At 69.2% G+C, this 14,899-nt stretch carries 14 protein-coding genes; all 14 read left to right on the forward strand.

What is annotated here, in order from left to right:
- Window positions 1-56: 56 nt before the first annotated feature.
- The 14 genes from ACWGJP_RS08965 to tuf all read left to right on the forward strand — a co-directional run bounded on the left by ACWGJP_RS08965 (window position 57) and on the right by tuf (window position 14,897).
- The gene (locus tag ACWGJP_RS08965; RefSeq protein WP_452329412.1) at window positions 57-1,949 is read left to right on the forward strand and encodes a glycoside hydrolase family 13 protein; all 1,893 of its coding nucleotides are present in this window, start codon (window positions 57-59) and stop codon (window positions 1,947-1,949) included.
- Window positions 1,950-2,120: 171 nt separating this feature from the next.
- Window positions 2,121-2,453, forward strand: coding sequence for a PadR family transcriptional regulator (locus ACWGJP_RS08970; protein ID WP_452329413.1), 333 nt, complete (start codon window positions 2,121-2,123; stop codon window positions 2,451-2,453).
- Window positions 2,450-3,091 carry an HAAS signaling domain-containing protein gene (locus tag ACWGJP_RS08975; RefSeq protein ID WP_452329414.1) on the forward strand — a complete coding sequence of 214 codons (642 nt, stop codon included), beginning with the start codon at window positions 2,450-2,452 and terminating at the stop codon, window positions 3,089-3,091. The genes ACWGJP_RS08970 and ACWGJP_RS08975 overlap by 4 nt, the downstream gene beginning before the upstream one ends.
- A 233-nt stretch (window positions 3,092-3,324) precedes the next feature.
- Window positions 3,325-3,483: a hypothetical protein gene (locus tag ACWGJP_RS08980; protein WP_452329415.1), complete on the forward strand. Its 159-nt coding sequence runs from the start codon at window positions 3,325-3,327 to the stop codon at window positions 3,481-3,483.
- Window positions 3,484-3,568: 85 nt separating this feature from the next.
- A complete protein-coding gene (locus ACWGJP_RS08985) occupies window positions 3,569-4,594 on the forward strand; it encodes an ABC transporter (RefSeq protein ID WP_452329416.1) in 1,026 nt (341 codons plus the stop codon).
- A 63-nt stretch (window positions 4,595-4,657) separates the two neighbouring features.
- Complete coding sequence (locus ACWGJP_RS08990) at window positions 4,658-5,092, forward strand: hypothetical protein (protein ID WP_452329417.1); 435 nt, start codon at window positions 4,658-4,660, stop codon at window positions 5,090-5,092.
- Window positions 5,093-5,142: 50 nt separating this feature from the next.
- Complete coding sequence (locus ACWGJP_RS08995; RefSeq protein WP_452329418.1) at window positions 5,143-5,790, forward strand: spermidine/putrescine ABC transporter substrate-binding protein; 648 nt, start codon at window positions 5,143-5,145, stop codon at window positions 5,788-5,790.
- 138 nt (window positions 5,791-5,928) lie between these two features.
- Entirely contained in the window at window positions 5,929-6,405 is a 477-nt protein-coding gene (locus tag ACWGJP_RS09000) for a DUF2975 domain-containing protein (RefSeq protein ID WP_452329419.1), read from the forward strand.
- Window positions 6,405-6,617 (forward strand): helix-turn-helix domain-containing protein, encoded by a 213-nt coding sequence (locus ACWGJP_RS09005; protein WP_452329420.1) that lies wholly within the window; start codon window positions 6,405-6,407, stop codon window positions 6,615-6,617. Before ACWGJP_RS09000 ends, ACWGJP_RS09005 begins: the two co-directional genes overlap by 1 nt.
- Entirely contained in the window at window positions 6,617-10,264 is a 3,648-nt protein-coding gene (locus ACWGJP_RS09010; RefSeq protein ID WP_452329421.1) for an SCO7613 C-terminal domain-containing membrane protein, read from the forward strand. Before ACWGJP_RS09005 ends, ACWGJP_RS09010 begins: the two co-directional genes overlap by 1 nt.
- Window positions 10,265-10,488: 224 nt before the next feature.
- Window positions 10,489-10,857 carry a 30S ribosomal protein S12 gene (gene rpsL / locus ACWGJP_RS09015; RefSeq protein ID WP_018171438.1) on the forward strand — a complete coding sequence of 123 codons (369 nt, stop codon included), beginning with the start codon at window positions 10,489-10,491 and terminating at the stop codon, window positions 10,855-10,857.
- 5 nt (window positions 10,858-10,862) lie between these two features.
- Window positions 10,863-11,333: a 30S ribosomal protein S7 gene (gene rpsG / locus ACWGJP_RS09020; protein WP_337316294.1), complete on the forward strand. Its 471-nt coding sequence runs from the start codon at window positions 10,863-10,865 to the stop codon at window positions 11,331-11,333.
- 99 nt (window positions 11,334-11,432) lie between these two features.
- On the forward strand, window positions 11,433-13,547 hold the full coding sequence (gene fusA / locus ACWGJP_RS09025; protein WP_452329422.1) for an elongation factor G: 2,115 nt from the start codon (window positions 11,433-11,435) through the stop codon (window positions 13,545-13,547).
- Window positions 13,548-13,706: 159 nt separating this feature from the next.
- Window positions 13,707-14,897 carry an elongation factor Tu gene (gene tuf / locus ACWGJP_RS09030; protein ID WP_452329423.1) on the forward strand — a complete coding sequence of 397 codons (1,191 nt, stop codon included), beginning with the start codon at window positions 13,707-13,709 and terminating at the stop codon, window positions 14,895-14,897.
- The last annotated feature ends 2 nt before the right edge of the window (window positions 14,898-14,899 follow it).

Consider the following 14,899-nt stretch of genomic DNA (forward strand, 5'->3'; position numbering starts at 1 on the left):
CCGCGTGTCACACGCGGGCGCTACCCTGGGCATCCCCGCAGAAGAACGGTGAAGAGATGGCGATGTTCCTGCCCCACCACGACGGCTCGCTGCTGCACGTCTCGAACCTGGCGCCGTCCTTGGGAGAGACCGTCCATGTGCGGCTGCGCGTGCCGGATGGCTACGGCCCGCTGAACGCGGTGCGCACCCGCTCGAACCCCGATCACGAGCCCGAGTGGACCGATGCCGTCCGGATCGGTTCGGCGGGCGGCTGGGACTGGTGGGAGGCGCCCGTCACGGTGCGCAACCCCCGGCACGGCTATCGTTTCGTCCTCGTCCACGCGGACGGCGCGGTCGAATGGCTGAACCAGGCGGGAATCAGCCGCATCGAGACGCGCGACGACGACGACTTCGCCCTCGTCGCGCACCCGGCGCCGCCGCAGTGGCTGTTCGGCAGCGTGATGTATCAGGTGTTCCCCGACCGGTTCGCCCGCTCCGCGCAAGCCGACGAGCACCCGAGACCGGACTGGGCCATCCCCGCGCACTGGGACGATCCCGTCGACCCCGTGGTGCCTGGTCGGTCCGGGCAGTTCTACGGAGGGGACCTGCCGGGGATCGTCGAGCATCTCGACCACCTCGTCGATCTCGGCGTCGACCTCCTGTACCTCACACCGGTGTTCCCCGCCGCATCCAACCACCGCTACGACGCCTCGAGCTTCGACGTCATCGACCCGCTCCTCGGTGGCGACGAGGCGTACGCGCGGCTGATCTCCGAGGCGCATGCGCGCGGAATCAGGGTGATCGGCGACCTCACCAGCAACCACTCCGGTGATCGGCATGAGTGGTTCCGTGCCGCGCAGGACAACCCGGATGCCGTCGAGGCGGAGTTCTACTACTTCACCGACGAAGAGAACACCGCATACGAGTCGTGGCTGGGCAACAGCTCGCTGCCGAAGTTCGACTGGTCGAGCGAGCTGCTGCGCGAGAGGTTCATCACGGGCGAGAACTCCGTGGTCGCGAAATGGCTGAAGCCGCCGTACGGCATCGACGGCTGGCGCATCGATGTCGCCAATATGACGGGCCGTCTCGGTGATGTCGACCTGAACGCCGAGGTGCGGCAGCTGTTCGCCGCGACCGTGCGCGCGATCAATCCGGATGCCATCCTCCTGGGCGAGTCGACCAACGACGCGGCGAGCGATCTGCAGGGAGACGGCTGGCACGGCGCCATGACGTACCCCTCGTTCACGAGGCCGCTTTGGGGATGGCTGAGCGAGCCGAGCGGCGAACCGTGGATCGACTGGGACGGCAGCGAGCGCACCGAGCCCTGGTTCTTCACGCAGCCCATCGGAGGCATCCCTCGGTACACGGCGAAGGACTTCGCGGATGCCGTGACGCGGTTCACCGCAGGCATCCCGTGGCGCGTTCGCCTGGGCAACATGCAGCCGCTCGACACCCATGACACCGCCCGCTTCGCGACCAACGCCGCGTCGGGCACCATGCCGATCGCCGTCGGTCTGTCGATGACGCTTCCCGGCGTCCCCGTGGTCTTCGCCGGCGACGAGTTCGGTCTCACAGGTGCCGATGGGGAGTCCAGCCGGACGCCGATGCCGTGGGGAGGTGAGGACGAGCCCGCCGTGGCTGCGCAGCTGAGGCTGTACCGCTCGCTCATCGCGCTGCGCCGGGAGCATCCGGTGCTGGCGACGGGCGGCATGCGCTGGCTGCACGTCGACGACGAGACGATCGTCTTCGTGCGGGAGTCCACGGAGGAGACCGTGCTGGTCCTCGCCACCAGCGCGGGTGCGGATGTCGATCTGCCGGCCGATCTGGTGCTCGGAGCGGATGCTGCCGAAGAGCTCCACGGCGCGGCGACTCTCGCCTTCGCCGAGGACGGCTCGGTGCTCATCGTCGCGGAAGGTCCTTCGTTCGCGGTGTGGTCGCTGCCCGGCGTCGTCGCGCCCGGACAGCGGTGAGCTCTGACGCCGGCGCTCGCTGACGCAGTCGCGCAAGGAATCGGTCGTGCCCTGACGTGGTCGTGCCCTGACGTGGTCGTGCCCTGTCGAGGTTGTGCCCCTTCCGACCCGAATGACCCAGCGACGAGGAACCTTGGTCTCTATCGTGCGATGCATGCTATCTTGTGATGCATGGCAGCGGATGTCGGGGCGCAGATGCGCAAGGGAGTGGTCGAGTACTGCGTGCTCGGTCTCCTCTCGCGCGAGCCGATGTACGGCTGGCAGCTCGCCGAGGCGCTCACACAGGCCGGGCTGATCGCCAGCATCGGCACGCTGTACCCATTGCTCGGCAGGCTCCGAGACAACGGCTGGGTCAGCACCTTCGACCAGCCGGGCGCTTCCGGACCCGTCCGCAAGTACTACCGGCTGACCGAGGCCGGCATCGCGCAGCTCGCGCAGTTCCGCGCGCACTGGACGCCCTTCGCCCGTGTCGTCACGGGCATCGTGGGAGAGGAAACACCATGATCGACATCGACGCAGACCGTCTCCGTGCGGACTACCTGGCACGCCTCGACACGGCGATGAGCGCTCTTCCGCACGGTGTCGCGGCCGAGATCCGCTCCGGCATCGAGGAGGAGCTCGCCGGCCTCGACGCCGCGGCCACGGCCGCACGCATCGCGCAGCTCGGCGACCCGGTGGCCATCGCGCGCGAGGCGCAGGACGAGGTACCGGCCACGCCCGTCGTCGTGGTGTCTGCTCCCGTCGCCGCGCCGCCGGCGCCGAGGCCCCCTGCGACGACGACCAGGGGCTTCGCGATCGCGGCGGCGCTGACGCTGAGCTTCGGCGGGATCGTCGTACCGTTCATCGGCTGGGTCGTCGGGGCCGTGCTCGTGAGCCTCAGCCCGCTTTGGCGCACCTGGGAGAAGGCGGTCGCGATCGCCGTCCCGTTCGTGACCGCCACCGTCTCGATCCTCATCGCCTCGTCGTTCTCCGTCGTGACTGCCGTCGACCAGTCGGGGAGCTTCGCCGCGCCGGAGTCGAATCCGCTCGTTCCTGCCTCGTACGACCTGGTCTGGAGCGGCGCGCTCGTCATCGGTGTGCTGCTCATCCCGGCATCCGGGCTCTGGCTGCTCTGGCGCCTGCGCGGCCGCACGACGCGCTGAGCATCCGTCGAGCCGGTGTCCGGTCACATCTCCGGCGGGATGCTCTCGCGGATGCCGCCACGGGCGTGACCGGCTGGCGGGTCAGGAACGCCACGGGCGGGTTCGGAGGCATCCACCCACCTGAAGCGTGACCGGACATGGGGTGGAGGCCGAGCGAGGCCCCTCGCCGGTGGGCGGGAGACCCGGCGGCGTTGCTCACCGCTCCTCGGTGCGCCCGGACGTACCGTTGAGGCATGGCTCGAGTCGGGGGACGCAACGCGGCGATCGCGTGGATCGCCGGCCTCTTCAGTGCGGCGATCATCGGTGGTCTGCTGTGGCTCGCCTTTCCGGCTGGACCCGTGCTGATCGAGATGATCGGCGACGGCCTCCGACAACTGACCGTGCCGCGCTGAGCTCGCGAAACTCGGCATGCCTGCGCCCCCGCCGCGGCGGCCGGCGATACCCTCGCACTGCACACATCCGATGAGAGGCGCCCCCATGAGTGACCCCGAGGTTCCACAGCCCGAGCGGCCGAGCGACGTGAACGACGTCGTCGACAGCGCCAAGGCCGGACTCGACGCCGCCGCCGCGGCCGGCGCAGACGTGCCTGCCGAGAGCGCCGATGCGCCAGACTCCGTGGCTGCCGATGGCGCCGTCGAGACGCCGGCCGAGTCCGGTTCCGACGTGCCTGCTGAGACTCCCGCAGCCGCTGAGCCGGCCATCGACCCCGATCTCGCCGCCTTCGAAGAGATGGAGCGCGCGCACCCCGGTACCTTCACCGCATCCGAGCCGGTGTTCACCGAGCCGGAGCCCGTTCAGGCGGACTCGACCCCGCGTGAGGAGCCCACCGAGGTCATCGCCGCATCCGCACCCGTGACGAGCGTCTATGACGCCCCGTCCGATGCCGAGACGCAGCTCGTTCCGTCCGAGCCCGTCGTCAGCCCGATCTCGCCCGTGCCGCAGCCGATCTTCGTCCAGGCTCCCGAGCCGCCTCGTGAGCGCGGCAACCGCGGCACGGCGGGTCTCATCGGCCTCCTCGCGACGGTCGCCTTCGCGGTGCTGTTCCTCGCCGTGACGCTCGGGCTCGGTGCCATCGCGGGCGATGTGAGCGGCGAGAACTTCGGCGAGGCGGCGCTCGCCCCGCTCACGACGTGGGGATTCTGGACGCCGGTCGTCGTCTTCTTCCTGGGCTTCTGGTTCCTCGGCGCGATCATCAACCGCGGACGCTGGGGGCTCTGGGTCGTCTTCGGCCTCATCGTCGGTGTCATCGCCTACTTCGGGTTCATCCTCGGTCAGCTCTTCGAGGCGCCGTTCTGGCTCATCACCGCATCGCAGGGCGCGGAGCTGGTCGGTGAGCAGCTGTACTCGCCGCTGGCGATCGCCGCCTTCGTGCTCGGACGCGAGCTCACGATCTGGTTCGGTGCCTGGGTCGCGCGCAGCGGCGCACGCAAGACCGAGCTGAACGCCGAGGCGCAGCGCGAATACGAGCGCACGCTCGAGGCCGGTCCGACGCTTCCGAGGTGACCCACGGACACCACGCCTGAAGACCCCCGGGGACGCGAGTCGCCGGGGGTCTCCGTCGTCCTGGTGCTGGTCGTCTCGACAGCGGGCTTCTTCGCTCTGGCGGTCTTCGCGCTCGGTCTGGTCACGGTGCTCACCGACGCCGACATCATCGCCGTGCCCGGTCTCGGTCAGGCGCCCGGCGTGGTCGGGATGCTCGTGGCGATCGGCGTCTTCGCTGCGGTCCAGGCCGCTGCGCTGCGGATCACCCGACCCGTCTACCGCTCGGTGTGGGCGACGTCGCTGGCGACGGGGCTCGCCCACCTGCTCGTCGTCGGCGCGGGTGCGCTGATCGCGGCGGGGGATGCCGTCACCGCCCTGGTCGTCATGGGCGGGCTCGTGCGCGGGGGTGCGAGTCTCGCCGTCGTCGTGTCCGCCGCCGTCGCGGCGTGGGCGGGAGTCGCCCTCCGGCGCACGCGTGCCAGGCATCCGAGATGGCCGTGGGAGCAAGACGAGGAGTAGACCGGCGTGCAAAGCGGGATCAGCGCCGCATCGCGCCGTACGCTGTAGGGGTGGAGCGCTCGCTGGAGACGCAGGTCGACCAGGCCGTCGAGGCCTGGCTGCGCTGGGTGCCGCGCTGGGAGCCGGCCACCCACCGCGGCAGGGTTGCGCCCTGTCGACGATGCCTCGGCTCGCCCATCCTCTCGGCGGTCGGGATCGGCGGCAATGTGCCGCACGGCGTTCAGCACGGGCTGTCGACCCGCATCAAGACGATCGTCGATCGGGCCGTCGCGGAGTACACCGCCCGCAACCTGCCGATGCTGCAGCGCGAGCTCGACCAGCAGGCCGCGCGCAACCGGGCCCGCAGCTATCGCCCGGCCGAGGACCTCGCCCCGGAGTACGACGGGATGCCGCTGGATCCTGAACCCGTTCCCGGCGCGCCCTTCCTGTTCACGATCGCCGGCCTCGCCGACGAGTCGACATCGGAGCTGCCGCCGCTTCCTCCGCTGAGCGACGAGGCGAAGACGGCGCTGCGCCAGGAGGTCTCGCTCGCCGACGAGTACGCCAACATGATCGGCCGGGAGATCTGCGGGATCCTGCTGCGTCACCGCCTCGCGGTGCAGGCCGCGATCTCCCAGTACGTCGAACCGCAGATCGAGGCTCTGCTGGCGGAGCTCACGCAGTCGCTGGACGCACCCTTCGACCCCGACGCGCCCTGATTCTCGGCCGCGGCGGAAGACCCGCTGCGGAGACGGCAGCCGCACGTTCGCTGGGAGTCGCTGCGTCCGACTTGGTCCTCGCGTGCGCGTCGTCTATCGTTTTTCGATAGATATCAGCCGCTTGTCGATAGGTGTGAAATGCAGCCCCGTGTCACTCTCGCGCTCAAGGCCCTCATCGCCGTGATGATCGCGCTGCTCGTCGTCGCCCAGATCGCGATGGTCCCCGGTGTCGCGGCGGTCACCGCCGACAACAATCCGGATCTCGCCTTCCTGCGGGTTCCCGGCATCATCGGGGCCGTGCTGTTCCTCGTGCTCGTCCAGATCGTGCTCGTGTGCATCTGGCGGCTGCTGTCGCTCGTGCGCGAAGACGAGATCTTCAGCCCGCGCGCGTTCCGCTACGTCGACATCATCATGGGCACCCTCATCGCCGCGGCCGTCCTCATCGCGGGCGCTCTGATCGTGATCTACAGCGCGAGGGCGGTGAACCCCGGCATCCTGCTGCTCGGCATCCTCGGGATCGTCGTCGGCGCGGCCCTCGCGCTCCTCGTCGCCGTGCTGAGGGGTCTCCTGCGCAAGGCGCTGCAGCTCGAGCAGGACCTCTCCGAGGTCGTCTGATGCCCATCGTCATCGATCTCGACGTGCAGCTCGCGCGCAAGAAGATGAGCGTCCAGGAGTTCGCGGACGCCATCGGCATCACCCCCGCCAACGTCGCCGTGCTCAAGAACGGGCGCGCCAAGGCCGTCCGGTTCACCACGCTGGATGCGATCTGCCGTGTCCTGGAGTGCCAGCCGGGCGACATCCTGCGCTGGACGGAGGAGGAGTCCTGATGAGCACCTCGATCACCACGTGGACGGAGGATGTCGCACGGCGGCTCCTCGATGTCGAGATCTGCCCCGCGTGCTCTGCCGCACGCCTGCACGAGGGACGCTGCCCCGCCTGCGGCGCCGACCTCAGCGGAGACGAGGGGATCGGAGTATGGCGGGCATCCGAGGAGGCCGCGCGGATGCTGCGCGCACGGGACGCCCTGCTGCAGCGCGTTCCCCGTCTGGCCGCCGCCCCGCCGAGGACGGCGGCGCCGCTGCCGCAGCCCGCCGCGCCGCGCCCTGCGCCGGCGGAGGCGCGCGCGGCGACGGGAGGGAACACCTCCCTTCAATCGGTGCTCGCCGTCGCCGGCGCCGGGCTCTTCGGCATCGCCGCGATCGTCTTCACCTTCCTCAACCCCGATCTCACCGACCGGGCGCTGCGCAGCGGCGTCGTCGCACTCGTGACCCTCCTGTTCCTCGGCGCCTCCCTGCTGCTCGCGCGCCGCGGCCTGCAGTTCTCCGCCGAGGCGATCGGCGCGCTCGGTCTCGTGTTCGTCTGCATCGATGTCTGGGCGTTCGCCCAGCTCGGCGCGGGGGTGAAGGACACCTGGCTGCTGGCGTCGCTCGCGACGGCCATCGCCGCAGCGGCGCTCGCTGTCGGCGGGTCGCGCGTCCGCATCCGATCCTGGTCGTGGGGCGGCCTGCTCGGTCTGTCGCTGGTTCCTGCGATGCTCGGCTATGCGGCGGGCGACACGCTCGGCGCGGCGATCGGACACCTCGGCACCGCCTTCTTCGCCGGAGCGCTGGCGAGCAGGACAGCGCGCATCGGCGGCTTCGCGCGGGGGACCTCGGTCGCGGTGCAGCTCGTGGGGGTGCTCACCGCACCCGTGCTCACCCTCGCGTCGTTCCTCGATGAAGCGCGCCCCGTGTCGGGATTCGCCGGTCTCGCCGTGGTGTTCGCACTCGCCGCCGTGCATGCGGCATCGGCGGCCCGACACGCGATCCCGCGGCTGTGGAGCTTCCTCGCCGGCGGCGCCGCAGTGGGCGCCGTCGTGTCCGCCGTGCACGCCGTCGAGGTGACGACGCTTCTCCCGGCGTGGTGGTGGGCCCTCCTCGGCCCTGTCTCCGTCGCGGCTTTCGGCTCGATCGCGCTCGTGCGGACCCCTCCCGGAGTGCGTCGCGCCCCGCTCGCATCGGGGGCGCTCGTCCTGCCGGCACTGCTCCTGGTCGTGCCGCTGGGGTACGCGGTGAGCGCCGGTCTGCGGGTCCTCGGGGATCTCGTCACCGGTGCCTCCCTCACCGGGATCCTCGATACGGTCGCCTGGCCGTACATCGTCGCGCTGCTGGGTGCCTCCGTCGTCCTCGCCGTGTTCGGCCGGCTCGCGAGCGGCAGGGGCGAGCTGCAGAAACTCAGAAGTGCGATGGATGCGGTCGCCGTGATCGCCGCTGCGGCAGCGGTCTTCGCGTTCGCGTCCCTCCCGGTTCTCCCGATCGCGCCGCGCATCCTGATCGTCCTTGCCGCGATCGCGCTCACCGCCGTCCTCCACGTCGTCGTCGGCGGTCGTCCCGCGGGCGGCGCGACCGCGGAGCCCGTCTCGATCGTGCCGGCACGCATCGCGCTGATCATCGCGATGCATCTCCTCCTCGCGGCGGCGGCGGCGCTCTCCTGGTCGGACGCCGCGTCGGCGCCCGCGATCGGCGCCGCCGTGCTGATCGTGCTCGCCCTCGTGGCCCGCTCCGTGCCGTCGAACCGGCGTTTCCTGCACGTCGGAGCTGGATTCGGCTACGCTCTGATCTGCCTGGCCGCCGGGCTCGGGTTCACCGCTCTCAGCCCCGTCGCGGTGCTGTGTCTCACGACGTCCGCCGGTCTCATCGGCGCGATCGTCGCGACGTACCTGCGCGGGGTGCAGCCGGCCTCCTGGTACGCGATCCTCGTGGTGACGAGCGTGCCGTTCATGCTCGGCATCGCCCAGGTGATCGTGGAACGGAGCGGATGGACGGCCCTGTCCACCGGTCTCATGTGGGCGCTGTGCCTCGCACTGCTGTTGACGAGCAGGCCGGGCCTCACCGCCCTCCTGCGGGTGGCCGCCGCCGCGCTCCTCGTGCCTGCTGCATCCGTCGTGGTGCTCTGCCTCGGTGCCCAGCTGCTGGCCACCAGCGGATCGCCGGTCGTCCTGCCCGTCATCGCCGTGATGATCTCCGCCGTCCTCGGTGCCGGGGAGCCGATCGTCCGAGGGCTGCGACGGGCGGGGCGGGGTGTGGGCACGGCGCGCGCCGCGCGGATCGCGATCGAGGCATCCGCTCTCCTGACCGGCGCGATCGCCGTCGGCCTCGCACTCGTCCGCGAGGCGGCAGGCCTCGGTACGGCCGCGATCGTCCTGCTCGTGCTCGCTGTGGGCGGGGCGGCGGCAGCACTGCTGGCCCGGCGCCGCTACGGCTGGTGGCTGGCCGGTACCGCCCTCACCGGTGCGCTCTGGTGCGGGTGGGGCATCGCCGGGGTGACGCTCGTCGAGGCGTACGTCCTGCCGCCGGCGATCGGTGCCGCCCTTCTCGGCATGCTCCTCACGCTCAGGGGCGGGCGAGGCGAGGGCCTGTGGGTCGCGGGCCTGGGAGCGGCCATCCTGCCGAGCCTCGCCCTTGCGATCGCGGAGGCGGACGCCGGGGATGTCGCACCATGGCGCCCCCTGGCGCTCTTGACCGGGGCATGGGCGCTCGCCGGCGTCGGGGCCCTGTGCGCACGCAGCGGCGCTGCGAGCGGGCAGCGCATTCCGGCGCACGTCGCCGCGATGCTCGCCGCCCTCGCGGGCCCTGTCCTCGGCGCCCGCCTCGGCCTCGGCACGCTCCTTCCCGGAATGCACGGGCTCTCGCTGTTCGCGCTGTGCGCGGCTGCGGGTGTGCTCGCCGCCGCCGCGATGGCACTGGCCGCATCCGGCATCCGAGGCGCCGCGGCGGTGTCCGGCGGTTCGCGCGCCGCCCGTTGGCTGAGCGCACCGGCGGCGATCGCGCTCGCCGCGAGCACCTGGCCGGCGATCGAGCGCGATTGGGGAGCGATCTGGGCGATGTGGGCGTTGTCGATCGCGCTTCTCACGGTCATGGTCGTGGCCGCGACGCGCAGCGAGCGCACCGTCCTTCCGCCGGTATGGCTCCTGTTCGCCCTCGCTTTCGTGACGGCGATCGTCGCCTGGAGCCCGCGGGATCTGCGGGTGGAGTGGTTCTCGCTCCCGCTCGGCGCCTTCCTCCTGATCGCCGGATCACGGGGCATGCGCGATCGTGCGCCTGCCGGGGCGGGCAAGCGATCGCTGGATGCCTGGCCGTCCGGCAGGGGAGGGTCCTGGCGGCTGCTTGCGCCGGGGATCGTCGTGATGATGAGCGCATCCGTCGTGGCGACGTTCACCGACCCGCTGACCTGGCGCGCCGTGCTCGTGATGGTCCTCGCGCTCGCCGCCATCCTGGTCGGGGCCGCGAGGCGCCTCGCCGCGCCGTTCGTGATCGGCATGATCGTGCTGCCGATCGAGAACGTCTTCGTCTTCGCGGTGCAGATCGGCCGCGGTATCGAGTCCATGCCGTGGTGGATCACGCTCGCCGTGATCGGCGCCGTCCTGCTGATCCTGGCGGTCACCTATGAGCGCAAGGACGGCGGAGGGGGAGCGCGGATGCGCGACCTGCGCTGAGCGCGTAGCACGAGATCGGCGCTCATTTGACCGCTTGCGTTACGCGGCATTACACTTGATCAGGTGTGTGCACGTCTCGGCGTGCCTGCACACGGGCTCCGGTCCATACCGGTCTGCCCCCACGGCATACCCATCACACCAAAAGCGCGTCGGTTCCGGCGCGCCGGTGGGTCATGATGTGAAATCCATCGCGCTGTCACCGTGCAGCACAACAAGGAGAGAACGTGCCAACCATTCAGCAGTTGGTTCGCAAGGGTCGCTCGCCGAAGGTCTCCAAGACCAAGGCGCCCGCCCTGAAGGCGAACCCGCAGCAGGCCGGGGTCTGCACCCGCGTCTACACCACCACCCCGAAGAAGCCGAACTCGGCGATGCGCAAGGTCGCCCGTGTGAAGCTGCGCAACGGCACCGAGGTCACCGCCTACATCCCCGGTGAGGGCCACAACCTGCAGGAGCACTCCCTGGTGCTCGTCCGCGGCGGTCGTGTGAAGGACCTCCCCGGTGTGCGTTACAAGATCGTCCGCGGCGCCCTGGACACCCAGGCCGTCAAGAACCGTAAGCAGGCTCGTTCCCGCTACGGCGCGAAGAAGGGTTGAGTTAGATGCCTCGTAAGGGTCCGGCCCCCAAGCGCCCCGTCGTCAACGACCCGGTATACGGCGCCCCCATCGTCACCTCGCTGGTGAACAAGATCCTCGTCGACGGCAAGAAGTCGCTCGCCGAGTCGATCGTCTACGGCGCCCTCGCCGGCGTCGAGGCCAAGAACGGCCAGGACGCCGTCGCCACGCTCAAGAAGGCGCTCGACAACGTCCGCCCCACCCTCGAGGTCCGCAGCCGCCGCGTCGGCGGTTCGACCTACCAGGTGCCGGTCGAGGTCAAGCCGCACCGCGCGAACACCCTCGCGCTGCGCTGGCTCGTCAGCTACGCCAAGGGCCGTCGTGAGAAGACGATGACCGAGCGTCTGCAGAACGAGATCCTGGACGCGTCGAACGGCCTCGGTGCCGCGGTCAAGCGCCGCGAGGACACCCACAAGATGGCCGAGTCGAACCGCGCGTTCGCTCACTACCGCTGGTAACAGCCTCGCCGGAGTCGGGCCCAGAGCCTGTCGAAGGGCCCGACTCCGGCACCCTCCCTCTCCTCGCAGCATCCCTGCAAGACAGATAAGGACACTCCTGTGGCACAAGACGTGCTCACCGACCTGAGCAAGGTCCGCAACATCGGCATCATGGCGCACATCGATGCCGGCAAGACCACCACCACCGAGCGCATCCTGTTCTACACGGGCGTGAACCACAAGCTGGGCGAGACGCACGACGGTGCTTCGACCACCGACTGGATGGAGCAGGAGAAGGAGCGCGGCATCACGATCACGTCTGCCGCCGTGACCTGCTTCTGGAACAAGAACCAGATCAACATCATCGACACCCCCGGTCACGTGGACTTCACGGTCGAGGTGGAGCGCTCGCTCCGCGTCCTCGACGGTGCCGTCGCCGTCTTCGACGGCAAGGAGGGCGTCGAGCCCCAGTCCGAGACCGTGTGGCGTCAGGCCGACAAGTACAACGTCCCGCGCATCTGCTTCGTCAACAAGATGGACAAGCTCGGTGCGGACTTCTACTTCACCGTCGACACCATCGTCAGCCGCCTCGGCGCCAAGCCGCTGGTCCTCCAGCTGCCCATCGGCGCGGAGAACGACTTCATCGGCGTCATCGACCTCATCGAGATGCGCGCGCTGGTCTGGCCCGGCGACGCCAAGGGTGACGTGACCATGGGTGCGTCGTACGAGATCCAGGAGATCCCGGCCGACCTCAAGGACAAGGCCGACGAGTACCGTCAGACCCTCCTCGAGACCGTCGCCGAGACCGACGAGGAGCTTCTGGAGAAGTTCTTCGGCGGCGAGGAGCTCACGGTCGCCGAGATCAAGGGCGCCATCCGCAAGATGGTCGTCGCGAGCGAGATCTACCCCGTGCTCTGCGGCTCCGCGTTCAAGAACCGCGGTGTGCAGCCGATGCTGGACGCCGTCGTCGACTTCCTGCCGTCCCCGCTGGACGTGCCCGCCATCGAGGCGCACGACCCGAAGGACGAGGAGAAGATCATCGAGCGTCACCCCGACGCGAAGGACCCCTTCGCGGCGCTGGCGTTCAAGGTCGCGGTGCACCCGTTCTTCGGTCGCCTCACCTACGTGCGCGTCTACTCGGGCGAGCTCGAGTCCGGCGCCCAGGTCATCAACTCGACCAAGGGCAAGAAGGAGCGCATCGGAAAGATCTTCCAGATGCACGCCAACAAGGAGAACCCGGTCGACAAGCTGACCGCCGGCAACATCTACGCGGTCATCGGCCTGAAGGACACCACCACCGGTGACACCCTCGCCGACATCGCGCAGCCGGTCGTCCTCGAGTCGATGACGTTCCCCGAGCCCGTCATCGAGGTCGCGATCGAGCCGAAGACGAAGGCCGACCAGGAGAAGCTGGGTCTCGCGATCCAGAAGCTCGCCGAAGAGGACCCGACCTTCCGCACGGAGCTCAACCCCGAGACCGGTCAGACGACCATCAAGGGCATGGGCGAGCTGCACCTCGACATCCTCGTCGACCGCATGAAGCGCGAGTTCCGCGTCGAGGCGAACGTCGGAAAGCCGCAGGTGGCCTACCGTGAGACGATCAAGAAGGCCGTCGAGAAGCACGACTACACGCACAAGAAGCAGACCGGTGGATCGGGTCAGTTCGCGAAGATCCAGTTCACGATCGAGCCGCTCGAGCTGGACGCCGAGAAGACGTACGAGTTCGAGAACAAGGTCACCGGTGGTCGCATCCCGCGCGAGTACATCGAGCCGACGAACCAGGGCTTCCAGGACGCCATGGCGACCGGTGCGCTGGCGGGCTACCCGATGGTGGGCGTGAAGGCGATCCTCATCGATGGCGCGTCGCACGACGTCGACTCCTCGGAGATGGCGTTCAAGATCGCCGGCTCCATGGGCTTCAAGGAGGCCGTGCGCCGCGCGAACCCCGTGCTGCTTGAGCCGCTGATGGCCGTCGAGGTGCGTACGCCCGAGGAGTACATGGGCGACGTGATCGGCGACCTGAACTCCCGTCGTGGCCAGATCCAGTCCATGGAGGATGCCGCAGGCGTCAAGGTCGTGCGCGCCCAGGTGCCGCTGTCCGAGATGTTCGGCTACATCGGCGACCTGCGCTCGAAGACCTCGGGTCGCGCCGTGTACTCGATGGAGTTCGACTCCTACGCCGAGGTCCCGCGGGCCGTGGCGGACGAGATCGTCCAGAAGACCAAGGGCGAGTAAGCCCTTGTCCCCGGATGCTCCGGCTCACTGCAGTCGGAGCATCCGGGACACTCACAACTTCACATCCCCTCTCTACTAAACTGAGAAACCTAAACCCGTAGAGAACCGGTCACAATCCAGTGCCCGGCACCCTCTACACGACGTCCTGAGGAGGACCCAGTGGCTAAGGCCAAGTTCGAGCGGACCAAGCCGCACGTGAACATCGGAACGATCGGTCACGTCGACCACGGCAAGACCACGCTCACCGCAGCGATCTCGAAGGTTCTTGCTGACAAGTACCCGTCGGCGACCAACGTTCAGCGCGACTTCGCGTCGATCGACTCCGCTCCCGAGGAGCGCCAGCGCGGTATCACGATCAACATCTCGCACGTCGAGTACGAGACGCCGAAGCGCCACTACGCGCACGTCGACGCCCCGGGTCACGCCGACTACATCAAGAACATGATCACCGGTGCTGCTCAGATGGACGGTGCGATCCTCGTCGTCGCCGCCACCGACGGCCCGATGGCTCAGACGCGTGAGCACGTCCTGCTCGCCAAGCAGGTCGGCGTTCCTTACCTGCTCGTCGCGCTGAACAAGTCCGACATGGTCGACGACGAGGAGATCCTGGAGCTCGTCGAGCTCGAGGTCTCCGAGCTGCTCGCCTCGCAGGGCTTCGCCGAGGACGCTCCTGTCGTCCGCGTCTCGGGCCTGAAGGCTCTCGAGGGCGACGAGAAGTGGGTCCAGTCGATCCTCGACCTCATGGAGGCCGTCGACGAGAACATCCCCGACCCGGTGCGTGACAAGGACAAGCCGTTCCTCATGCCCGTCGAGGACGTCTTCACCATCACCGGTCGTGGAACGGTCGTCACGGGTCGCGCCGAGCGTGGCACGCTGGCCATCAACTCCGAGGTCGAGATCGTCGGCATCCGCCCGACGCAGAAGACCACGGTCACGGGTATCGAGATGTTCCACAAGCAGCTCGACGAGGCATGGGCCGGCGAGAACTGCGGTCTTCTCCTCCGTGGCACCAAGCGCGAGGACGTCGAGCGCGGCCAGGTCGTCGTCAAGCCGGGTTCGGTCACGCCGCACACCGACTTCGAGGGCACCGCTTACATCCTGTCCAAGGACGAGGGTGGCCGTCACAACCCGTTCTACACGAACTACCGCCCGCAGTTCTACTTCCGCACCACCGACGTCACCGGCGTCATCTCGCTGCCCGAGGGCACCGAGATGGTCATGCCCGGCGACACCACCGACATGACGGTCGAGCTGATCCAGCCGATCGCCATGGAGGAGGGCCTCGGCTTCGCCATCCGTGAGGGTGGACGCACCGTCGGCGCCGGTACGGTCACGAAGATCATCAAGTAAGT

The organism is Microbacterium sp. NPDC055903 (assembly GCF_053615555.1).

Coding starts and splice junctions, on each gene's coding strand:
- ACWGJP_RS08965 (WP_452329412.1), top strand. CDS start 57: ATGGCGATGTTCCTGCCCCACCACGACGGCTCGCTGCTGCACGTCTCG.
- ACWGJP_RS08970 (WP_452329413.1), top strand. CDS start 2,121: ATGGCAGCGGATGTCGGGGCGCAGATGCGCAAGGGAGTGGTCGAGTAC.
- ACWGJP_RS08975 (WP_452329414.1), top strand. CDS start 2,450: ATGATCGACATCGACGCAGACCGTCTCCGTGCGGACTACCTGGCACGC.
- ACWGJP_RS08980 (WP_452329415.1), top strand. CDS start 3,325: ATGGCTCGAGTCGGGGGACGCAACGCGGCGATCGCGTGGATCGCCGGC.
- ACWGJP_RS08985 (WP_452329416.1), top strand. CDS start 3,569: ATGAGTGACCCCGAGGTTCCACAGCCCGAGCGGCCGAGCGACGTGAAC.
- ACWGJP_RS09000 (WP_452329419.1), top strand. CDS start 5,929: ATGCAGCCCCGTGTCACTCTCGCGCTCAAGGCCCTCATCGCCGTGATG.
- ACWGJP_RS09005 (WP_452329420.1), top strand. CDS start 6,405: ATGCCCATCGTCATCGATCTCGACGTGCAGCTCGCGCGCAAGAAGATG.
- ACWGJP_RS09010 (WP_452329421.1), top strand. CDS start 6,617: ATGAGCACCTCGATCACCACGTGGACGGAGGATGTCGCACGGCGGCTC.
- rpsG (WP_337316294.1), top strand. CDS start 10,863: ATGCCTCGTAAGGGTCCGGCCCCCAAGCGCCCCGTCGTCAACGACCCG.